This window comes from Adonisia turfae CCMR0081 (assembly GCF_011009555.1).
Lineage (GTDB): Bacteria > Cyanobacteriota > Cyanobacteriia > Phormidesmidales > Phormidesmidaceae > Leptothoe > Leptothoe turfae.
The window spans coordinates 1319599-1341631 of sequence record NZ_QXHD01000004.1 but is presented as its reverse complement, the minus strand read 5'-3'; the positions used below and the strand labels follow the sequence as shown (position 1 = coordinate 1341631).

The window sequence follows — 22033 nt, the reverse complement described above, 5'->3', positions numbered from 1 at the left end:
CTTACTTTGGAGCTTGCCCTGTTGAAAAGGCAAGAGAAAAAAGTACAACATATTTTTCCATAAAAAACGGTAGAGATCCAAGCCAATAATCTCTACCGCCTTTTGTCAAGGAAGCATCCTAAAGGAAGCACCCTGAATGTCCTGTCATATCAAATCCGAATCCATTAAACCCAATTAAAATGGACAACCCTGTAGGGGCACTCCCTTGTGCGGTTCGGCTGAGCTCACCGTCGAAGCCATGCCCTGCGATACCGAGCACTATCAGTCAGGATTGCCTAGAAGATCGGTGTCCGAGTGATTTAGAACTCGTTTACGGCACAGGCGGCCAAATTGGTTTCGATTTGCTGTAGCTGTTCTGGGGTAAGAACCTGAAGCACAGCCTGTTCATATTCTGCTTCTGCGGCTTCAATACTGGCTGCTTGCTCAGCGTTGGGCTCTGGCATGGTAGCCTCTACTTCGGCGTCTAGCTGTTCTTCAAGCACTTCAACCTGCTGCTGTTGCTCAGGTGTCAAAATGCTCTGAAAGTTGCGATCGTATTCTTCTGCGATCATGTCTAATGCTGCCTCCTGATCTGCTGAGAGGGCAGGATCCTCTTCTATTTCTAGCTCAGGAGCGACGCTAGCAACGCTTTCGTCAACCCAGGCATTGAGCTGACCCACTTGCTGTTCCTGTTCAGGTGACAACATTGATGAGACTTGCTGTTCGAAAGTTTGTTCCAGTTGTTCCAATTGCGCCTCTGACTCAGGCGTGGCAGGCATAATGGACTCAATTCTATCGTCCAACTGCTCTTCTAATGCTAGCAATTGCACCTGTTGGTCCTCGCTCAGTTCAATCCCCTCGAACTCGTCTGGACAGACCAATTCCTCAGCTTGCACTTGACGAACTAAAGGCATTGCCACAAGTGAGAGTGCGCCTAGTAAAACAGACAAAGTTTTAAGTTTCATAATCTTTTGGAAATTAAGATTTCCTTGAGGCTACGTCACCCACTCTAAAAAACAGTTTGGAAGAATCTAGGGAATAATTCGGGTAGAAATCGGTTAGTGGCTGTAACCCCTATGATTGCTTTAATCGATAGCCCACTCCATGCACGGTTTCAATGAAATCTGCGGGAGCACCGGCCTTTTTCAACTTTTGGCGTAGGCTTTTCAGGTGGGATTTGACGGTTTCTTCGTCAGGCAGTGCATTGGTTGCCCAGCACTGATCAATCAAGACGGATCGACTTAATACTCGTCGGCCACTGCGTAGAAAGAGTTCCAGGAGGCTGAATTCTTTGGGCGTTAGTTGCAGAGGAGCACCATCGTAGAATACTTCATGGGTGACTGAGTCGAGCTGGGCCTGTCCCCACACCAGCATTGTGCCAGTGTCATTCAAAGTGCCACGCCGCAATAACGCCCGTAATCGGGCCAGCAACTCCAGTAAGTCAAAGGGTTTAACCACATAGTCATCTGCCCCGGCATCTAAGCCAGCAACTTTATCAGTGTTGGTATCGCGAGCGGTCAACATCAGGATTGGCAAACGTCTGCCCGTTTCTCGTAGCCGTCGACATAAGTGGATGCCGTTGATTTTGGGTAGCATGACATCCAGTACCATCAAGTCATAGGTTAAGTCAGTTGCCTGAATCCAACCCATTTCTCCGTCCGTTACCCAGTCCACTACGTACCCTTCATCGGTGAGTGCTTCATTCAATCCCTCACCTAGCTGTAGGTCATCTTCGACTAAGAGAATGCGCATGGGAAAATGTTGCCAGTGAATTACTCAGCGTTGCTGATCCTCGGTACGAATAAGCTGTGAGGTTCAGAGTCATCACAGCTCCGACGGGATGTCCCCAATCAACAACGACCCTTACTCTGACTATAACGACGGTTAAATCGCGCTGTCTAGATTATGGTGGATCCTGCAAGCTTAAGTTTCAAGGTAGGGGTCTGCCCCCTTCTGTCCGATGAATCGTTCTCGCACTCAGCAATGGCTAACAGTAGGGTTTGGTGTTGCGATCGCAACGCTACTAGGGACTGCCTTGCTGGCGCGTAATGCAATTGTCGGTCGAGTTAATCCATCTGACTGGGTGGAGGTGGAGGGGAATGAATATGCCTATTTGAATGGCTTGTTAGTTGCGATCGCAGAAGCGGAAGCCAGTCATCGTTCTTATCTTAATACAGGTGAGGAAGAAGCGTTAGAACGCTATCAGAGCAAGCTTGAACTGATTAATAGTTATGTTGAAGAGCTAGATGCAGAGCATGAAAATTTAGAAGACACAGAGGCCGCCTTTGAAGAAGATTTAGTGTATCGAGAAGCCTTAGAACGGTTACGGGTTGCCACTGAAACCCACATTCAAATTTTAGAAGATGGCATTGAACAATACGACAATGGACAACTGGACCTAACCGCGCAACTAGACATTGCCCAGCAAAGCAGTGAAGTTCGCGTTGATGCCCATCTGGCGATGCAGGCATTGTTAGACGAGGGCAGCGCCGCACTACAGTGGGAAATGGCAGACACCAGCGTCAGCATCAATAATGATCTTTGGTTGACAGGGTTGGTAGCTGGCTTTGGTGTGATTCTCCTGAGCATTTTGTACGGCTGGCTGATGCAAACCCTAAAGCAGCACCAGCAAACCCTGTTAACACAGCAACGAGAAACAGAGGCGCTCACCCATAAGCTTCAAGCTAAAACAAATGCCTTACAAAATACAGAAGAGATTTTAACCACTGAGCTTAACCGTCGCCAGGAAATCGAAACCACCTATAAAGAGATTGAACAAGCCAAGGAATTAACCGATCTAAAACTTAATTTCTTCTCCCTGGCCTCCCATGAGCTAAGAACTCCCTTGAGCGCCATTTTAGTCTCTGCACAATTGTTAGATAACCGCAATGTAGCCTGGTCTGAAGAGAAACGTTCCCGTAATCTTAGACGCATTCAGTCTGCCGCGAAGACTATGGCACAGCTGTTGTCCGATATTTTGCTACTGACCCGAGCTGAAGCAGGCAAGCTAGAATTTAACCCTCAAACGATTGATTTACAATCTTTTTGCGAACACCTGGTCGAGGAAGTCAAATTTAATACCCAGTCGCAGCACCATATTTTAGTACAGCAAAAAGGGACCTATGACGAAGCCTTTCTAGATGAGAGATTATTACGCGCTATGTTGATGAGCCTATTGACTAATGCCATCAAATATTCACCCCCAGAAAGTGAAATTCAACTTAATATTTGGGGTGAACACAGTCGAACTCGGTTTCAAGTCAGCGACCAAGGTATTGGCGTTCCAGCCGCCGACCAGCAACACTTATTTGACTCCTTCCATCGTGGTCAAAACGTAAAATCATTGTCTGGCAGTGGCTTAGGACTAGCCGTTGTCAAAAAATGTTTAGAACTCCACGGCGGCAAAATTGAAGTAGAAAGTCAGGTGGGCGTTGGCACAACCTTTTCTGTAGATATGCCCTGGGTAGAAGATAGCGAACAGCTATCTGACATGGCCCCATCATCGCCAGAGTATAACAGTTAAAAGACGTCTATACTTAAAGCCAATCTAGTGACGGATACTGAACCTTAATAATCGACTTAGCCGTAACCGTCTCCCAACCCAAAATAGTTGCCATAAACGACTACCCTGTCGGGGGGTGTGGGGGAGTTTAGGCCCCCACGAACAGGAGGGTTTCAGGGAGGAAAGCCCTGAGCAGCCCCATCACCCCATTTATCAGTATTTTGACAAGATGGCTCAAACGAAAATCACTATGAAGCAAAGAATTTGATAGAACGACGCGATACTCTCCAACATCGTTGTCTAACCCACTGTAAGCAGCACTTTAAAGTCTTAATAATGCCTAACTTAGGCAACAGCCAATTCCTCTGCAAATTCACCCTTACAAACTCCAACTCTTGTCCAAATCGCTCCCCCGGTTCAGGCCAAATATCCCTAGGCGGCTCCTCACCAAACAATTGCCTATAGCTAGCCAACGTACGCGAATACCAATCCACAAACTTCTCATGCTCCATACCTCCTCCCTGCGTCGGCTTATGGTGCAACGACGTTTGCAAAATCTTGGGACAAAAATCCTCCCAATATGAGCGCGTGTAGGTGAGATGTAAATGCCACACCTGATCCACCTGGTCAGACGGTGTTACCGGATGTCCAGCAACGACCGCCAAAAACGCAAATCTCTTATACTCTTCAATTACTCTGCACGTGTACTTAAATGACCAACAATTTTCCTGGGCGAGACGCTGACTAAACGAAAACTGTGCACCTGGTTGATCTAGAGCATAGATCTGAAGCCGGTTATAAAGCTCTGCTTGTTGAGAATTCATCCGTAGCTGTTGAGTTGTATGCATTAACCACCTCCTCCACAGCCGCCGCCGCCGCAACCACCGCCGCCGCAACCACTACTGCCACCGCTGCCACCACTGCCATCGCCACCATAGTAGCCACCCCACACAGTAGTATGGGACCTCGAAGCCGACTTACGAGGAATGGTTTGATTAAACCTGCGATCGTAGTTGCAAGTTTGGCAGACGTGTCTAATTTCTCTTGTCCCTCGCCTAGATCGGGTTGATTTCTGCACAACTCGATTAGTTCGTTTCAGAGTCATCTGGCCACAATTAGGACAACGTTTTCTAATCGCTACAATGCTGCCAAAAACACCGATCACAAAGATGCCTGGCACTGCCCAACTAAATAATGGAGCCCAAGATGACTGCTTGACGCTCCAATAATCTGTCTGGGCCTGTGGGATATTTAACGCGCTGGTGGGGAATTCGAGCCGAATATTCAAAAACTGTTGTGGTGCCAGAGGGCCACTGGTCACAAACTCATAGGTGGTGAGATTGAGTTTACGATCGCGACTCGCCACCCCTTCACCCTGAAAACTATTCACTTGATCGGCTAACACCTCTGGCACATGCAGCGTTACGTTACCGCGATTAATCGGAGCACTCCGCTCAGGAAAGAGAGCATTCCAATAAAGCTGGCTACGGTTTCCTTTGACCTGAATACCCCCCACAACACGATATTGAAGTACAAAAGTATGGGCAGCAGGAGCATTCAAGGAATGTTGCCAACGAATCCAATAATCATTATTGCGGCGACCCGTTTGAACCGTTAACGGTTCATTGTTTTCATAAACCGCCACATCTGTGATGCTATCAATCCCTTCTAAGGGAATATAGCGATAGCGTTCGTTGCTGTGGGGTTGGGTAAATACATACTTTTGAGTTTCTGTTACTAATAGGTCACCATCCGCTTCCAGGGCCATATCCACATCAATGGAATCCCAAAAAAACGGTGTGGCTGCCTGGGCCAGGCTGATACTAAAACAGAGAACACAGGTAAAGATGGCGGCGCATAATCGCCAACCCGCTCTTCGTTTAACGGCAATCATAAGCTCATTCCTCTTGGTGCATGACCTCAGATTAGGAGCGTTGATTGTTGGTTAGAGGCTATTGCTGGTTATGGATTAGGTTATGAAGTGTTGGGGAGTAGGTCTTGCCCTGAGACTGTCAAAGGGGTTTCAACCTGAATGTTGGGACTGATGGTGTATAGATGCATATCGCTGAAGACGATCGGGTAATATCATTCATAGTTCGTTGTCCTATCGATGGCTACAGAACAGCTTTTTGCCCAAGCGGCGGCACAGTGGAATCTAGATCAGCTTTATGGGGATTTGGCAAAAGCTAAGTCAGAACTAATGCCCCATAAGCGCTACGGGCTGACGGATTTAGAGAAAACGCGACTGCGGGGCCTACTGCTGAGGTATAGCCCAGCGGCAATCTCTGACCATGAGGGGATTGAAGCGCGTACGGTGGAAGTTGCCTTAAGCCAGGGGTTGTATCGTTATGTGGAGCAACTGACGGGTCGCGATCGCAATGCCCTAGAAAGCTGGCGTGACGTCGCCCATTGGCTCGAAGCAGCAGGTTACCGCACTACCCAAGTGGCCATTAACTGGGACCAAATGCCAGATGTTCCGGTCCTCTATGGTCGTCAGGTAGAGCTAGATCAGCTCCAACAATGGATGTTAGGCACATCAGCCTGCCGATTTGTATCCATTATTGGTCCCGTGGGGATGGGCAAAACATCCCTCGCCATTACCCTGGCCAAGGCAGTGCAAACTCAGTTTGATGGGGTTATTTGGCAATCCCTGCGTCATCGACCTACCCTCGATAATGTTCTAGGTCAGTGGCTGAATGAATTACCAGACGATGTGATTCCCCATTCAGATGAATGGTATGACCAGCTCAGCGCTCTAATGGTTTACCTGCAACAGCACCGTTGTCTGGTGGTACTCGATAACTTAGAAAGTATTCTCAGCAGCGGCAGTCTTGTCAGTGAGTATGCACCAGACTACAGCAACTATCGCGAGCTATTAAAGCGTCTGGGCGAACAGCCTCACCAGAGCTGTATCGTGGTCACCAGTCGTGAACGTAACCGCGAACTTGCCGGGTCGAGGGCTGCCAATAGTCCTGTTCGTTATTTAGAATTAGGGGGGCTAAAGTACGATGATGGGGCGCAGCTCTTAACTGCAGAACGGCTACCCGCCTCAGGTAAGCCCCATTGGAAAGGCCTGATCAACCAGTATCGGGGGAATCCACTGATGCTGAGAATTGTCGCCATGACTATTCAGGAGTTGTTTGATGGCGATGTGGATCGCTTCCGCAGACATGGCAGAACCATGTTTGGCGATATTAAATATCTCATCGATCAGCAGTATGAGCGTCTGTCCGAAGCAGAACAAGATATTCTGGGGCAGCTGGCTGAAAAAGCAGAGCCCATGTCCATTGAAGACATCAAACATCCTGATGGACTCGCTGCCATCAGTGCTCTCCTAAGTAAATCCCTGATTGAAAAAAGCCCCGCTGGTTTTACCCTGATTCCCGTGGTGATGGAATATGTGCGTGAGCAGCTACCCTAAGACCCGATCGGACATTACCGTCCTGAATCACCCATGAGCTATTGCATTAACCCCCGGTGTGGCCATCGCGATAACCCCGACGGGCTGTCCCACTGTAAGTCGTGTCAAACGCCTTTATTGATAGAAGGTCGTTATCGCCTGCTGCGACCGCTGCGGGAGTTAGATGAATGGGAACCATCTGAGGTGTTTGAAATTGATGACCAGGGCCAGACAAAAGTGCTTAAGGTGCTCAAAAAGAAAATTTTGCAGCCCCTGTTTGAGCGCGAAGCTGCTACGTTGCAAACCCTGAAGCATCCGGGTATTCCTCAGGTAGACCCCGATGGCTATTTCTCGTTAGAGATTGAAGGGCGACAGCTGTATTGTTTGGTGATGGAGAATATCCAGGGGGTGAACCTGGATAAATGGTTACAGCAGCATGGCCCCATCGATCAAGCTCAGGCCATAGATTGGATCAGACAGCTGGTGGATCTGCTGGCTCAGCTCCATAAGGAAGAACTTTTTCACCGGGATATTAAGCTAGCCAACATTATGCTGCGTCCCACGGGTCAGCTGGCCCTGGTGGACTTTGGCACAGTCCGCCCCATGACCAGCACCTACTTTGCCAAAGTGGCCGGTCAGCGAGATATCACCAGTGTGGTATCACCGGGATATACCCCCCTGGAACAGATCAATGGCCGTGCCGTGCCTCAGTCTGACTTTTACGCCCTGGGTCGCTCCTTTGTATATCTGCTAACTGGCAAACATCCCATTGATTTACCCGAAGATGACACCACTGGGCGACTTACCTGGCTGGATCAGACAGCTCAGCTAGATGCCTGGTTTGTCCAACTGCTGGATGACATGATGGCCCCCTTCCCAGGGCAGCGTCCCCTCAACGCTGAGGTTCTCCTGGCACGGCTGAATAATCCGTCTCTAGTTCAGCAAACTAACGGCAACAGTGAGAAAACCAAAATTCGTTGGCTAATGGCCATCAACATAGGACTGTTGCTATTGCAACTGTTTGTGGGTTGGCAATGGTGGTCTGCACGTCAGCGCATGACTGAGCAAACCTCTAATCGCCCTGAGATACCGGGCGTAGCAATTTCTCCGTCTCAGCTTGGGCCCACTTCATAGCGGTTTCGGCAGATTGTTGTCCGCTTAAAACATCGCCCAGGGCTGTTTGCAAAATTTCTGAGGCGGCTCCGTATTCTTTGATAAAGGGACGAAATGTGGATGAATTTTCCAGGTAGCCCAGTAGCTGGGGCATTTGTGGGTATTTCGCCACAATTTCTGGGTCTTGGAATAGGCTGGCGCGACTGGGCAAAAAGCCGGAGGCGAGAACAAATTGCTTTTGGGCGGCTGCACTGGTGAAGTACTTGATGGCTGTCCACGCTTCTGTAGGGTGGGCGGCATTTTGGGCAATGCCAAACCCCCAGCCGCCACGACAACCTATGCCAGGGGTGTTATTGAAAGCAAAGGGGAGTGCGATCGCAACCTTCCCAGCCAGGTCTGACTGCTGTATCTCTTCCCAAAAATAGGGCCAGCCCCTCAAAAATACGGTTTGTCCCTCCAAAAACCGTTGGAGCCCATCCTTTTCGGTGTAAGTAATCACCTCATCAGGTGAGATCCTCTGTTGAATCAGCTGTTTTAATAGGTTGGCCGATGCGATCGCTTGGGGCGTATCTAAGCCGACATTGTCCGTTTCTGGCTCAATCCATTGAGCCCCCAGACCATCCATGACCTCTGCAAAATTCGCGATTAAGCCTTCATAACGACTGCCCTGCCACAGGTAACCCGTATTGATAGAGGATTTAAGCGTGTCCACAGCCTGGGATAATTCATCCAGAGTTTGGGGCAATGTCATGCCTGCCTGTTTAAGCAGATCTTGGCGATAGTACAAAACCCCAACATCTGCCCGCATGGGTAAGCGATACAGGCTGCTATCTAGCTGCCCCGCTGCCACGTCACTGGCTAAAAAATCTGACAAATCTAGGTGGTCTTTCTGGACATAGGGGGTTAAATCCCGTAAATGCTCTGCAAACTGTAGTGGCCAGACGATATCCATATACACCAGGTCGTATTGGGCGACACTGGCTTGAAAATCAGCGGTGTAGATGGCTTTGCGCTGGTCCGTGGTGTAGCCAATCTCTAAATCGGTAACCAGGTGAATGCGAATATTGGGGTATTTCTTTTCAAAGCCGGTGATGACAGTTTCCCAAGGTTGCACCTCATCTTGGGGAACTACAAACGAAAGTTCTGTGGCGGGTGGTTTTGGCCAGGTCACCCCCCACAACACCAGACATAGCACCTGTGCCGCTATGGCCAGTATGAGCAGCTTAAACCATCGTTTTGTCAGGCTTTTAGAACGCACGTTAATACCATCAACCACATAGGCGTCTCTATCATAAGGGGATCACGCTAGGGCCTGTTTGTTTTTTGGTAATCACACTAAATTCATAACGACAGTTATGGCGCTCCTGATTGGCAGCTTTTCTACGATGCACAGGTCAGTCGAGGAAGCCTTGCATGGATATTCGATGGAGATTTGTCTTCGGTAAATTTTTTGTGTGGTTAGCAGCAGAAATTGTGTTGTCAATGCTGGGGATCGATGACTTAGCAGACTATAGCGAGTTTCTTTTTGATAGGAATGTACCCGTGCTGATGGCTCAAGAATTGGAACTGCACTAAGGGATATTTGGTTTAGATCTGACAATTTTGGGGCGGTAGGTGATGAGTCCGCTTTAATTCATAACTTTGGTTATGAACTGCATAACCTTGTTTACCTTTACCGTATATCCACATAGCAAATGCACTGGCGGTCAACTGCCAATTTGCGTCCTCCGTGTCTACGGGCCATATCTGTCCCTAGCATCTACCCAATAACATCCCCGGTTCAGGTTTTCGTTGCCATTGGCAGCTGACCCTTTCACTAACATTGAGCAAGTGACGTTGATCAAGTGATATCGGGTTTTCTGGCGGCAGGACGCAAAGTGCTAATCAACTGACCATCCTTTGGATAACGCGCTAGGGATGGTCGTTGATTTTCTTTTTTGTGATTTCTTTTTTGTGATTGGAGTTATGGGGTATCGGTTATTCGAGTTTTAGGGTGTTGCGATCGCGACCCGGTACATTTTCCAAAGTTGATTCAACTGCCCGTGCAGCGGCCAAAATATCCCGTTCCGCACCCCCCAGATACAATCGGCCAAAGCTACCGATGGAGGAAATTTGCAGGATGTTGATCTGGGCGGCTTTTTCGGCTTCATTTGCGGCCAAAGATGCATAAGCTGCAGGTTCCACTTCCATGACGTATAGGGTTTGCCCAGCCAGAATCATATTGCCGCGTCGGGTGCGGTTGATCAGCTGCACATGGTGCGGGTCCAAGTTACGGATCACCTGGCTAGACACCATACGTGGTTTTAAGCGATCGCGCATTTTCACGCCAAGCACATCTAAAATCGCTTGCCCAGCTGCTTTCACTTCACCTTGGCTACCGGAGTGAATTTCTAATAAACCATATAAACGTTCAACAATCTGTACACCAGGGGTAACTACAGCCGACTTTAAGGCAACGTCAGTAATACGATTAATCTCAATCCCTGGCGAAATCTCAATCCACAGAGAAGCATCACCCGGAAGTGGCAAAAAGCCAATGGAAACGCTGCCCATATAGGCAGCGTGCTGAGGTTGCAAGTTGTCAATATATACGTAGCTACGAAGTTCTACACCCAAGGTCGTGTCAAAATTTATAACCTGCCGATCTTATCAGGTAACCGTCAGGCAAAGATGTGTTGAGACATAGCTGCTATGGCAGAATTACAAAGGATCTTGCGAGAATAAAAGAAGATTCAGTTTATAAGTTTGGAGTCATCCAGCATGGAGAGCGTCAGAGTACGGCAGCATATTGGCAACGATGGCATCCTTCATCTTGAGATTCCGGTTGGGGTAATCGATCGAGAAGTCGAGGTTATGGTTATTTACCAGCCAGTACAGGTATTAGTTGCGACGACATCTCCCCTGGCTCAACTCTATGGGGTATGCGCTAATGATCCAATTAGTCTTGATACCCAGGGTGTTGCAGAGACTCTTGATGATGATCTAACTGGAGCTTTTGATTAGGAATGCACTACCTGTTGGATACAAACGTCTGCGTAGTGTATTTGAATGGACGTTCTACCAAGGTGCGAGATCGTTTGCTGGCAACACCCTTGAATGAAATGGCAGTTTGTTCGGTGGTTAAAGCTGAGCTTTTTTATGGTGCAATGCGAAGCAATAATCCCACTGAAACTGTTAAACGTCAGCAAGAATTTTTGCAGCAATTTGTTTCATTACCTTTTGGCGATGAAGCTGCCAAAGCGTTTGGGAGGATTCGAGCACAATTGGCCAGTGTAGGAACACCAATTGGGGCATATGATTTGCAGATTGCGGCAATTGCAATGGTTAATGGCTTAACATTAGTGACCCATAATACTCGTGAATTTGACCGAGTTGAAGGATTACGATTGGAGGATTGGGAGCTTGGCGTGTAAAGGATAGAATCTATGTCTCTATCTCTCATATTGTATTACATGAGAGATAGTTGATCGTTGTCACTATCAATCTGAGTGGATGTTATTAAAATGGGTCGCTCGGGTATATCGTAGCCTAAGTGTTTCCAAGCAGCTGGAGTGGCAATCCGACCTCGCGGTGTGCGTTGCAAATAGCCAATCTGTAGCAGATAAGGCTCGTAGACCTCTTCAATGGTCTGGGCATCTTCGCCAGTGGCCGCAGCCATAGTGTCCAAACCCACTGGACCACCGTTAAAGTTCTCAATCATCACCGATAGCAACCGTCGATCGGTCCAATCGAGACCGCAGGGATCCACATTAAACAGCTCTAACGCTTCCCCAGCAATCTGTTCCGTAATTGGCCCTGACGCTTTGACTTGCACATAGTCCCGCACCCGCTTCAGTAACCGGTTAGCAATACGCGGTGTGCCTCGAGCTCGCCGGGCAATTTCCATGGCTCCCGATTCTTCAATATCGGTTTTGAGCACGGTGGCTGTACGCAAAATGATGCTGGTCAGTTCATCTAACTCATAGAACCGTAGCCGCTGGATCAAACCAAACCGGTCCCTCAAGGGTGATGTTAGGGCACCTACTTTTGTAGTCGCACCTACGAGGGTAAAGGGCTGGAGCGGAATACTGCGGGTTCTGGCACTTTGCCCCTTACCAATGGTGATATCCAAGCGAGCATCTTCCATGGCTGGGTACAAAATTTCTTCGGTCACCCGCGACAGCCGATGGATTTCATCAATAAATAAGATGTCTCCGGCTTTTGCATTGACCAGTAGACCCGCAATATCGCGAGGGCGCTCTAGGGCTGGAGCCGTTGTAATTTTGCAATCCACCTTCATTTCCTGGGCCAGAATCAGGGCCATGGTGGTTTTGCCCAGACCCGGCGGTCCATAAAGCAACAGATGGTCCAAGGGCTCCTTACGGGATTGCGCGGCCTGAATCGCAATTTGTAGGACTTCTTTCAGCGCTTTTTGGCCAATGTAATCATCCAAACTGTGAGGTCGGATACCGTCTTCATTACGACTCACCTCATCGGGGCGAGCTGAGGTTTCTAAGAGCTGGTTTTTTTTGGCTGGAGCAGCCGGTGGTGATGGTTTTGACTGAGCTTTCTGTGGCTGATCGTCTGGCTTATTTGATTCCGGCTGCTTGGAAGAAATGATTGCCATGACAACTCAACCAACGATAAAGACAAATGATGGCTGCTAATTTTTACGTGTATAAATCAGCAACGGCAACAAATGTACTATATCGTTTAATAAATCATCACGCGTCCGTCGTTAACAATGTGTACAGCACTGTCATTAACTGCACCACTGGGTAGCAATTCAATTTGTAGGGTATCTGCTTCTGGGCGATGCAGCCTGACTTCAATCGGGCGCTGAGCCGCTTCCCAAAATACAACTGATAAATCGCCTATGCCAATCTGGGCATCAATAGTGATGGTCTGATCAGGCCACATGCCGTAGGGTTCAAAATCCAAAACACGTTCGAGGCTCACGCGCCCCCCGGTACGGTTGACGACTTGCAGTGTTACTGCCTGGCCAGGGGCAAATTGGATTTCATTAGAGCCACATCGGTAGACACAGTCAGCTGCTCGAACAGCTGGAGTCGCGATCGCGATCACCAAAGCAGAGCTTAGAAAAAGTAAGTTTTTAAGCATGACAAATCCTCTATAGGTAGAAGCCGACTTAACGGATTGATGCGTTCCATAGCTGGCGATTGAGGCCCGAGAAATGGCAGTTATGGCAGACGCTGGAGGCCGCCATCGCAGACAATGGGCCGTTATCCTCTTCAGAGTTCCCTCAGCAGTGCAAAGCTATCGGTTGCAAAGCTCTGCCATGTTTTTTCTTAAACGTCGTGCTAGTGATGCAGCAGCCAAGCACAGATGTTTTGCTGTTACTGATGGAGGGTACGAGTTGCTTAGCTATCTTTAAAATTGGCCCTTGGGCTGCATAACCCATAGGATTTCATAATGCAGTCTAAAGACTTCTGCCGGAAACGGCGAAAAGTCGCTAAAGTAAAACAATGTAAACGTTTCTAAGGTATATATGCGCGTACTCCTGATGACTGGAAAAGGCGGCGTGGGTAAAACGTCGGTGGCAGCGGCGACGGGGTTACGCTGTGCAGAACTTGGCTACAAGACTTTAGTGCTCAGTACTGATCCAGCACACTCTTTAGCCGATAGCTTTGATATGGAGCTGGAGCATACACCGCGTGAGGTCAAGCCCAATCTTTGGGGTGCAGAACTGGATGCCCTGCGTGAACTCGAAGGTAATTGGGGTGCGGTCAAGCGCTATATCACTCAGGTGCTGCAGGCCCGTGGTCTAGAAGGGGTAGAAGCTGAAGAGCTTGCGATTCTGCCCGGAATGGATGAAATCTTTAGTCTGGTGCGCATGAAGCGTCACCATGATGAAGGTGAGTACGATGTGCTGATTATTGACTCAGCTCCCACCGGTACCGCACTGCGCTTATTGAGTTTGCCAGAGGTTGCAGGCTGGTATATGCGTAAGCTATATAAGCCTTTTCAGGCCGTATCTGCAGCCCTAAGGCCCATTGTGGAGCCTCTCTTCCGCCCCGTTGCCGGATTCTCTTTGCCGACTACTGAGGTGATGGATGCACCTTATGAATTCTACGAGCAGCTAGTCGAGCTGGAGAAGGTGCTCACCGATACTACTACCACATCCGTACGGCTGGTAACCAACCCTGAAAAGATGGTTATCAAAGAATCTCTTCGTGCCCATGCATATCTCAGTCTCTACAATGTGGGCACCGACATGGTGGTGGCCAATCGAATCATTCCAGAGACGGTTACTGACCCGTTCTTTCAGCGTTGGAAAGAGAATCAGCAAATTTATCGACAAGAGATTCATGATGACTTCCGTCCCTTGCCTGTGAAGGAAGTCCCCCTATTCTCTGAAGAGATGTGTGGCATTGAAGCTCTAGAGCGTCTCAAAGAGACAATTTACGGCGATGAAGATCCTACCCAGGTATATTATAAGGAGACTACATTACGGGTCGTTCAAGAGCAGGATAATTATAGTCTGGAAGTTTATCTACCAGGTATTCCTAAGAGCCAAATTGAACTCAGTAAAAGTGCTGATGAATTGAATATTCGTATTGGTAACCACCGCCGTAATTTGGTTCTACCCCAGGCTTTAGCCGCATTACAACCTGCTGGTGCCAAGATGGAAGATGATTATTTAAAGATCAAGTTTGCCGCTTAAGACGGTTGCAAAATTGAAGCATCTGATGGCCCTGATCTCTTCTGCGAAGAGATCAGGGCCATTGAGTGAATATTGAGGCCGCTTTATTCGCAAGGCTACATGCCAAAGTAGTAGAGTTTGGTTCGGTAGCGAAACACAATTTCTCGTTGTTGGCTATAGCGATTGAAAAGGGTTCTCAGCTCAGTCAGCATCATGTCATAGTTAGACGCATCTGCTTTGGGGGCATAGGAGCACGATAACAGGCGACCTTTTAATCCTTCATAGTCAAATATTTGAGAATTTTCAAAGGCGGCCATTTCCATAGAACGTGGGGCTAAAATATCCGCTAACGTTGCAGATGTTAGACGACGGTGGTTAACTTGTTTGTACTCAATACAGTGGGTTAGCAAAAACTCTTCATAGGCTTGCTGAAACGGATCACTCTCTAGACGAACATTCCAAATCACAGCGACATGACCGCCTGGTTTCAGAATGCGTTCAAATTCTCCGGGTGTTTTTTCTAGATCAAACCAATGAAAAGCCTGACCAGCCACCACCCAATCGACAGAAGCATCGGGAAGAGTAGTGGCTTCGGCTTGGCCATTAATGCTGGTAAACCTAGGATATGCATTCAAAATACTTTCTGCGGCAAGACGCATATTGGTATTGGGTTCTACTCCATACACCCGATGGCCATTGTCTAAAAAGTGTTTTGTTAGCAAACCTGTACCTGAGCCGATGTCTGCCACAACATGAGATGCTGAGAGACTAAACTGTTCTTTTAATTGTGCAAAAAGAGCTTCTGGATAGTCGGGGCGATACTTAATGTAGTCTGCCACTCGATCTGAAAATCGTTCCGTTGGGTTGAGACTGGTCATGGCAAGGTACTGAGATAGGAGATTTCATGGGGCGAATAGCTGTTTGAATACGTCCCATCGTGAACAATTCCAATAGTCAATGTGGGCACAGATGAGCCCCTCTGTATTAATTTGTAGCTCACTCCAACCCGGAATAGAGATTCTGGGTTGCCAGGGCGTAGGCGCTGTAAAGTGCAGCGTCCATCGAGTGATAACTGTATTCGCCTGAGGCTGTTCTACCTTGTGCAGTTCCAGATCGATATTACGGAACCACTGTGCAATAAACCCGATCATGCGCTGATAGCGTTCTATGCCACGAAACTCATTTATGGGGTCTTTGAAATAGACATCCTTGGCATAGATTTGATAGCTTTGCGCCTCAGGAAAACGGGCATAATCTGCTTTAATCTGCTCGATTACCGTCATGGCTATTGGCTCACTCATTTTTGGCAGATTCTGATGGATTAACCTCTGACCATAACCGCTCTAGCTGACGTTGCCATGCAGCTAACGCCCGATCACCATAGTCACTGTCTTTCATATCACCCATGATGCCCTCTGCATAGAAACGGTTGATAAGTTGCATGGTATTTTCTAAGGACTGTCCCTGTAATTTAGCCGCGTGAATGATTTGGCGTACCCGAGTTTCGATCAAGGTATTGAAGAAAGGACTGACGCCGGCTTCTTTCATGGCGAGCAATTGATCGATTGCCGACATGAATGTTTCCGCTTCTAAGGTGGCTAGCTTGTGGCGAAATATTCCCCATAGATTGTTGTCATAGCTAGCGTAGTGAGCCATGTGAGTCTGTTCAAAGTTGGCCTCTAGAATCTCCCCTAAAAAAGGCTGAGCTTCGGCAATGGGGACAATGGGGACAAGGAGCCGTAGCCAGGTTTGGCTATTGGTAAAAAGGACTAGCAGTCGCATTTCAGGGGTTTCTACCTGCCAAGCGTCAGGCGTATCCATTTTGCTGGCGCTATCACCAAAGCGTGTCTGAAGCAGGTGGGTAATATCTTGGGGAGTCATTCATCTATGAACAAAAACAACGGCCATGGCAGACCTCCTTATGGCACCATAACGCAACTTAGCGCCTAACTTTGCCCAATAAAAAAGGAGGTGTGCGATCGCACACCTCCTATCTAATTTGCCTATCTAATTTGATTTAAGGAAGCAGTCTTCCGTGTCTCAAGCGATTTGCGTTAACTAGACTAAAACGCAAACCATTCTTCAACCGCTTCCGCCTTAGTATTGGTGTTACGCTCGGGAGTCTCGCGGGTGAACTTCATATGGATGGAGCGAGTTTGCTCACCATCAGCCGCTACAGCCTTGATGGGATAGTCAATTAGACCATCCTGGAAAGACATTTGGAAGCGGAATGTGCCGTCGGGCTTCAGGTCAATCTTACGGCTACCGATAGTAACGGTTGCATCCGGCTCAGTGGCACCGTAAACAATTAGCTCAGCATCCGCGATCAACCAGAATTTGCGAGGACGAACCGGCGGGGCAGAAGCAGAGAAGCCAACGCCCGACATGTTAATACCAGAAGCCGTTGGCAGGGCCCACATCCCCACACCAGAGGGGAAGACAAAGGAGCTAACGGCTTGCTCAGGGACCTGATGCATGGAGCCAAACAGTGAACCCGCAATACGCTGAGCTTCCATGGACTGAGCCTTGGCAAAGATCTCATCGTAAATGGGGTTACCTTCAGCATCCATCACACCAGCAGCTTTCTTGCTGGGGGGCACCAGGGTCATCACGGTCTTGCCGCGTAGATCTTCATCCCAGTTAACAGAAACGAAGTGGTCTTCGACCCAGTCAGAGGGATAAACGGGAGGAACGTGGATGGGTGCAGAGCGCGCCATCAACAACCAACGACCGTCGGCAGCCACATAGCCGATTTCAGCAATATAGTCGCGATCGCTAACGGGTATAGGCAAAAACCATTCCCGTGCCATCTCATCACATTCATACTGCTGAAGACTGTGGGGAGCAACAGAGTTGATATCAATGTCAGTCACATCGTAGAAACGAATTGCTAGACGCACACCGCCCTGACGACGCATTTCTTCTTTGTGGACACCAGGAATATCCCAGTAAGCATAGGCCCATTGAGGGTCACGAGGCATTAATACAATGCGACTTTCACCGTAGCCACCAGGCAAATCACCAAACCCATCATCCACAGCGGCTAGCTCTTCCATGGTCATACCTGGAGCAGGCGCTTCAATAGTTGTTGCAACCGTTGCCGCTTTGGGAGCAGGTGCACTCTCACCACGAGCCGCCTGTGCTGAACGAATTGCTTCAACTAAGTCAACTTTACGCATACGGCTGTAGCGAGATACCTCGTACTCGCTTGCTACCAGACGCAGCTGTCGCAACGTCATTTCTTCTAATGGAACCCTTGTACCGTTACCCATGGCCATACCTTTGACTTCCAGCACTGCAGAACAAACAGCTAAATCTCCCACCGGGGATCGCTCTTGGAATTCATCATGCCAGGAAAGCCCGTGGGGATCAACCAAAATGATCCCCACGAAATCAAGGCCACATCGAGAATTCAGTATTTTCAGGAAACAAAATGTCATGAATTCATGATTTATTGATCCCATGCAGCCACTTAGCTCGCAAATAATGTCACATTTTCATGACATTTGGGGATCAGTTCTCGCCTATGCTGCTTGAAATGAACGTAGGGTGTGCGATCGCAACCCAGCAATCGGCAAATATGCCATAAGCAGATATGTCATTAGCAGATATGCAATGATTGGTTCGGAACTATTCAGCACTGTCCTATGACCCAAGCCCCATCAGCACCAAAAGGCAGCCGTCTCATTAGTCGTGTGTTGCCTGTGGCTGTAAAATTTTGGCTGCAAACGCAGCTCGATGAAATTGGGGAGTTGGCCTTTGAAATTCAAGCCACCGATCGGCAAGTATTATCGGGTTATATTCCTGGCATTACCCTATCGGCACAGCAGGCGATATATCAGGGCGTGCGGATTACTCATGTCAATGTGCAAGCCAGTGACATCAAGATCAATATTGGTCAGGTTCTACGCGGTAAGCCTTTACGCCTGCAACAGGAATTTCCCATTGAGGGGCAGGTTGCCTTCGATATGGATGCGCTCGCAGCATCTGCCACAGAATCGATTCTGGCGGATGGTCTGCTTGACTTCTGGCAAACCCTTGTGGCTAAAGAGGATGTGGCCACAGAAATAGCAACTCACTATGGTGCCAACATTGCCGCCCTCAAAGATCCACAGCTCTCTGAGTACCAATCAAAATTGCAAACCCTGGACACAGATTTGATGTTGCATCTTGTGCGTAACGAGCAATCAGAAATTGGCCTGAGGGGATCTCTAGACGTTGATCATGGCCATATCCTCCGCTTAACCACCGCCCAGTGGCGCTTGCCTTCTGGAGAGCATGTGCGCAGCGATGCCCTCACAGATTTCTGTTGGAATCTAGGCGAACAGACTGATTTGCAGTCACTTCAGGTGCAAGATGATCAGCTGATGTGCCAGTGCCGAATTATGGTGCAGCCCTAGCTACCTGGCCACACACCAGGCAAACTAGGCAACAACATGGTGATGAAATAAAACACTAGCGGTGCGGTAAAGACATAACTATCCGTGCGGTCTAGAATGCCTCCGTGGCCTGGAATTAAGGTACCTGAGTCCTTAACACCAGCATCGCGCTTCATCAAAGATTCGGTCAAATCGCCCAAAAGGCTAGACACACCGATCATGGTGCCAAAGGCAGGGCCGGTAATCCACCACAGGGGCCACTGCATCAGCCAGGCTCCAGTGCAACCCACGAATAGGCTACCGATAATGCCGCAAAAGGCTCCCTCAACCGTCTTCTTAGGACTAATGTTGGTCAGGGGAGTGCGACCAAAGGTGCGGCCAGCTACATAGGCACCAATATCAGCCGCCCAAATGCAGGCAAAGGCTAAAAAGGTATGCACCAAACCAATGGGTAAGCTCTCTAAATGCCAATCGGTGGGCCAATAGCCACCCAGGGGCAAATTCGTTAAATCACTGCCCCAGTCCCGTAGGCGAATCCAGTAGCTGGGTAAATAGCCGCCGTAAAACAAGCCTAAAATAGACGCTGCCACGTCAGCAATGGTGGCAAACTTGGGCTGGAATAACACGTAAAAACAGATGCACGTGCCTGCCAAAGATAAAATCGCATCCGTTAGGGGTGGGGCGATGTGGGCTGACATCAACAGCACCTGACTGACAATCAGGGTGGTTTTAACAGCCGCGTTAATACCTTTGGCTTTGGTCAGGGCAAAGACCTCTAGCTGGCCTAGGTAGACGATAATGCCGAACGCGATTGTGAAATACCACCCCCCTAAGATGATCATCAGTAGGGCAATTGCGATCGCAACTCCACCACTAGCAATACGGATCCACGGCATAAGCGAATAAGTAAACGGGCCCAATAGTCAGGATAGACCGATTCAGAAGCTTAACACTTGATGGCCCCGTCTCTCCCATGGGGACGTATTTAATGGTCTTTTAGACAAATATCTAAACCGATACTGACATCAGATTTTCTTCCCACTTCCGTGGTGCACTCGCGCGGCGAATATATCGCCAGATCTGGGTTGCCGCCAATGTACCGTCGGCGACAGCCACCGATACCTGGTTCAGCCCCTGCTTCAAATCGCCCACGGCAAAAATACGATCGTGGGTCGTTTGCGCCATCCCATTAGTCACCAAGTTTTCACCATCCCAGGTCAGACCCTCAATTCCTTTGAGGTAATGATTATGATAAATCGACCCCATATTAATCAGCCCTGTGGTCGCTTCCACAATGGTGCCGTCCTTGAGTTCCACACCGCTCATCTTGTGGTTCTCGCCCAAAACACGAGCAATGGGTGCTTCATAGAGAGGATAGCCATGGTCTGCTAACTTTTGCTTCATTTCAGGACCCACGGTGAAACCATTAGTGAGCACAGAAATATAAGGTGTGAACCAGTTCAGCACAAAGGCCACATTAATTTGAGATTCGCGGCTGACCATGACTACCGCTTTCTGGTCCCACATATCAAAGCCGTCACAGATCATGCAAACGTGCAGCGTGTAGCCCGCATAATCATAGACATTTTGCATATCGTCTAACTCAGGTAAGACGTCAATGACGCCAGAGGCGGCAATCAAATACTTACTGCGAAGCGTATAGTACTTGACGTTTTTCTTGCCGATTTTCACCTTGACCGCAAAGGTATCCCCTTCATCAGTCACCTCTTCCACAAATGCTCGCAGGTGATCAGCGCCCCAATCCATAGCCTGCTTTGCACCATGGGTGAGGATGTCTCGCCCCGGAGTGTTAGGGTCTAAGCCAAGGTAGTTACGAGTATCCTGCATCCATAGGGAGCGTCCCTTGCCTTTTTCAATAACAAGACATTTCAGACCGTAGCGCGCCAGATAAATAGCGGCTGATAGGCCTCCCATACCACCACCGACAACAATCGCGTCATAGAGGGTATCAAGATGATTTTCAATATTTGCACTAGATAGTTTCATTGTTTTCTAACCTGCCCTAAGCGGGCGTTGGGGATGAGTCTGTTGGTAGTGAATATGGATAACTCCATGGGTGTTTATCTCAAGCAATGAGAACACCTTGAGTACCTAGAGATACAGACGGCAAAGAAGACATTACCATTAGCCTTCTTTGCCGTCTAGTGTTGCAGGGCTGGACTTCGGCGTGAGCGGTTCGGCTGAGCGGTTCGGCTGAGCTCACCGTCGAAGCCTCACCGTTGAAACCTCAGTTGAACACACAAGTCTCAGTGCCCATAGGATTTAATTTTGATGGGGCTTAGCCAACAAACTCTTTACGAGGGGCAGATACACCAGGAGCAGCAGCACCCTTGAGGTAAGCCAGCATAGTGTCAGCGTCAGAGACCTCAAAGGGGTCAGTGGGACAGTTGTCACCAAAATCAGGCTCAGCAAATAGCTTCTCGATGGCCATATCGTTAACAACCATGGAGTAGCGCCAAGAGCGCATGCCAAAACCCAGGTTAGACTTGTCTACCAACATCCCCATCTTGCGGCTGAATTCGCCGTTACCATCGGGTAATAGCTTCACGTTCTTAGCCCCCTGTTGCTTGCCCCACTGGAACATAACGAAGGCATCGTTAACGGAGAGACAGTAGATATCATCAACACCCAGAGCCTTCATTTCATCAGCTAGCTCTTCATAACGGGGTAAGTGGTTAGAGGAGCAAGTGGGAGTGAACGCACCAGGAAGAGAGAAGACAACGATTTTTTTACCAGCAAAAATATCTTGGGTAGTAGTATCCTGCCAGCGGTAGGGGTTAGGGCCTTCAACGGACTCATCACGAACGCGAGTCTTAAAAACAACGCTGGGCACTTTCTCAATAACAGCCATGATAATTTCCTGTAGATTAATTGTTAGGTGGATCAGTAACTGAAAACGTATTGTCTGTTTGTCAGCAAAGCTCAAACTGAACAAACGACAGACTTACAGATTTCATTGAGTGGTCACTTCCTAAATCAGAATAATTCTTATCTTA

23 protein-coding genes are annotated in these 22033 nt (G+C 48.6%); 8 read left to right on the top strand and 15 right to left on the bottom strand.

The window, feature by feature from the left end; translation table 11 throughout:
• Positions 1–299: 299 nt before the first annotated feature.
• The gene (locus DXZ20_RS09875) at positions 300–944 is read right to left on the bottom strand and encodes a hypothetical protein (RefSeq protein ID WP_163697885.1); all 645 of its coding nucleotides are present in this window, start codon (positions 942–944) and stop codon (positions 300–302) included.
• 109 nt (positions 945–1053) lie between these two features.
• Positions 1054–1731 carry a response regulator transcription factor gene (locus DXZ20_RS09870; protein WP_163697884.1) on the bottom strand — a complete coding sequence of 226 codons (678 nt, stop codon included), beginning with the start codon at positions 1729–1731 and terminating at the stop codon, positions 1054–1056.
• A gap of 208 nt (positions 1732–1939) precedes the next feature.
• On the opposite strand from DXZ20_RS09870, the gene DXZ20_RS09865 reads away from it, so the two are divergent.
• Positions 1940–3502, top strand: a complete 1563-nt coding sequence (locus DXZ20_RS09865) for a sensor histidine kinase (RefSeq protein WP_163697881.1) — start codon at positions 1940–1942, stop codon at positions 3500–3502.
• Positions 3503–3729: 227 nt separating this feature from the next.
• Here the strand turns inward: DXZ20_RS09865 and DXZ20_RS09860 are convergent, their stop codons facing one another.
• Together DXZ20_RS09860 and DXZ20_RS38195 are read right to left on the bottom strand one after the other, a co-directional pair.
• On the bottom strand, positions 3730–4329 hold the full coding sequence (locus DXZ20_RS09860) for a glycine-rich domain-containing protein (RefSeq protein ID WP_163697879.1): 600 nt from the start codon (positions 4327–4329) through the stop codon (positions 3730–3732).
• Positions 4329–5375: a DUF2207 domain-containing protein gene (locus DXZ20_RS38195; protein ID WP_163697878.1), complete on the bottom strand. Its 1047-nt coding sequence runs from the start codon at positions 5373–5375 to the stop codon at positions 4329–4331. Before DXZ20_RS38195 ends, DXZ20_RS09860 begins: the two co-directional genes overlap by 1 nt.
• 216 nt (positions 5376–5591) lie before the next feature.
• Here DXZ20_RS38195 and DXZ20_RS09850 point away from each other — a divergent pair, with 216 nt between their 5' ends.
• Both DXZ20_RS09850 and DXZ20_RS09845 read left to right on the top strand, forming a co-directional pair.
• A complete protein-coding gene (locus tag DXZ20_RS09850) occupies positions 5592–6902 on the top strand; it encodes an NB-ARC domain-containing protein (RefSeq protein ID WP_163697876.1) in 1311 nt (436 codons plus the stop codon).
• A gap of 33 nt (positions 6903–6935) precedes the next feature.
• Positions 6936–8015, top strand: coding sequence for a serine/threonine protein kinase (locus tag DXZ20_RS09845; protein WP_163697874.1), 1080 nt, complete (start codon positions 6936–6938; stop codon positions 8013–8015).
• Here the strand turns inward: DXZ20_RS09845 and DXZ20_RS09840 are convergent.
• Entirely contained in the window at positions 7954–9270 is a 1317-nt protein-coding gene (locus tag DXZ20_RS09840; RefSeq protein WP_163697871.1) for an extracellular solute-binding protein, read from the bottom strand. The two genes, DXZ20_RS09845 and DXZ20_RS09840, sit on opposite strands and share 62 nt — an antisense overlap.
• 137 nt (positions 9271–9407) lie before the next feature.
• Between DXZ20_RS09840 and DXZ20_RS09835 the strand changes: the two genes are divergently transcribed.
• Positions 9408–9569 (top strand): hypothetical protein, encoded by a 162-nt coding sequence (locus DXZ20_RS09835; RefSeq protein ID WP_006517564.1) that lies wholly within the window; start codon positions 9408–9410, stop codon positions 9567–9569.
• A gap of 402 nt (positions 9570–9971) precedes the next feature.
• Here DXZ20_RS09835 and ccmP read toward each other — a convergent pair whose 3' ends face one another.
• Positions 9972–10610 (bottom strand): beta-carboxysome protein CcmP, encoded by a 639-nt coding sequence (ccmP, locus tag DXZ20_RS09830; RefSeq protein ID WP_006517563.1) that lies wholly within the window; start codon positions 10608–10610, stop codon positions 9972–9974.
• Positions 10611–10754: 144 nt separating this feature from the next.
• Here ccmP and DXZ20_RS09825 point away from each other — a divergent pair, with 144 nt between their 5' ends.
• Positions 10755–10997: a hypothetical protein gene (locus DXZ20_RS09825; protein ID WP_163697868.1), complete on the top strand. Its 243-nt coding sequence runs from the start codon at positions 10755–10757 to the stop codon at positions 10995–10997.
• 2 nt (positions 10998–10999) lie between these two features.
• Positions 11000–11407, top strand: a complete 408-nt coding sequence (vapC, locus tag DXZ20_RS09820) for a type II toxin-antitoxin system tRNA(fMet)-specific endonuclease VapC (RefSeq protein ID WP_163697866.1) — start codon at positions 11000–11002, stop codon at positions 11405–11407.
• Between the two features lie 35 nt (positions 11408–11442).
• On the opposite strand, the gene ruvB is transcribed toward vapC, so the two are convergent.
• Complete coding sequence (ruvB, locus tag DXZ20_RS09815; RefSeq protein ID WP_163663760.1) at positions 11443–12600, bottom strand: Holliday junction branch migration DNA helicase RuvB; 1158 nt, start codon at positions 12598–12600, stop codon at positions 11443–11445.
• Between the two features lie 86 nt (positions 12601–12686).
• Complete coding sequence (locus tag DXZ20_RS09810; RefSeq protein WP_163697864.1) at positions 12687–13094, bottom strand: hypothetical protein; 408 nt, start codon at positions 13092–13094, stop codon at positions 12687–12689.
• Between the two features lie 388 nt (positions 13095–13482).
• Here DXZ20_RS09810 and DXZ20_RS09805 point away from each other — a divergent pair, with 388 nt between their 5' ends.
• Complete coding sequence (locus tag DXZ20_RS09805; protein ID WP_163663781.1) at positions 13483–14658, top strand: TRC40/GET3/ArsA family transport-energizing ATPase; 1176 nt, start codon at positions 13483–13485, stop codon at positions 14656–14658.
• Positions 14659–14753: 95 nt separating this feature from the next.
• On the opposite strand, the gene DXZ20_RS09800 is transcribed toward DXZ20_RS09805, so the two are convergent.
• The 4 genes from DXZ20_RS09800 to DXZ20_RS09785 form a co-directional block, all read right to left on the bottom strand.
• The gene (locus DXZ20_RS09800) at positions 14754–15515 is read right to left on the bottom strand and encodes a class I SAM-dependent methyltransferase (protein WP_163697862.1); all 762 of its coding nucleotides are present in this window, start codon (positions 15513–15515) and stop codon (positions 14754–14756) included.
• Between the two features lie 24 nt (positions 15516–15539).
• Positions 15540–15920 carry a C6orf136 family protein gene (locus tag DXZ20_RS09795; protein ID WP_163703452.1) on the bottom strand — a complete coding sequence of 127 codons (381 nt, stop codon included), beginning with the start codon at positions 15918–15920 and terminating at the stop codon, positions 15540–15542.
• Between the two features lie 10 nt (positions 15921–15930).
• Positions 15931–16518 carry a hypothetical protein gene (locus DXZ20_RS09790; RefSeq protein WP_163697860.1) on the bottom strand — a complete coding sequence of 196 codons (588 nt, stop codon included), beginning with the start codon at positions 16516–16518 and terminating at the stop codon, positions 15931–15933.
• Positions 16519–16700: 182 nt separating this feature from the next.
• Positions 16701–17909 carry a DUF4912 domain-containing protein gene (locus DXZ20_RS09785; protein WP_163671631.1) on the bottom strand — a complete coding sequence of 403 codons (1209 nt, stop codon included), beginning with the start codon at positions 17907–17909 and terminating at the stop codon, positions 16701–16703.
• 375 nt (positions 17910–18284) lie between these two features.
• On the opposite strand from DXZ20_RS09785, the gene DXZ20_RS09780 reads away from it, so the two are divergent.
• The gene (locus DXZ20_RS09780; protein WP_163663786.1) at positions 18285–19037 is read left to right on the top strand and encodes an LmeA family phospholipid-binding protein; all 753 of its coding nucleotides are present in this window, start codon (positions 18285–18287) and stop codon (positions 19035–19037) included.
• Here DXZ20_RS09780 and DXZ20_RS09775 read toward each other — a convergent pair.
• The 3 genes from DXZ20_RS09775 to DXZ20_RS09765 form a co-directional block, all read right to left on the bottom strand.
• Entirely contained in the window at positions 19034–19912 is an 879-nt protein-coding gene (locus tag DXZ20_RS09775) for a phosphatidate cytidylyltransferase (RefSeq protein ID WP_163663788.1), read from the bottom strand. The genes DXZ20_RS09780 and DXZ20_RS09775 overlap by 4 nt on opposite strands.
• Before the next feature lie 112 nt (positions 19913–20024).
• Positions 20025–21023 (bottom strand): NAD(P)/FAD-dependent oxidoreductase, encoded by a 999-nt coding sequence (locus DXZ20_RS09770; RefSeq protein ID WP_163663790.1) that lies wholly within the window; start codon positions 21021–21023, stop codon positions 20025–20027.
• A gap of 292 nt (positions 21024–21315) precedes the next feature.
• Positions 21316–21888, bottom strand: coding sequence for a peroxiredoxin (locus tag DXZ20_RS09765; RefSeq protein ID WP_163663792.1), 573 nt, complete (start codon positions 21886–21888; stop codon positions 21316–21318).
• Positions 21889–22033: the final 145 nt, after the last annotated feature.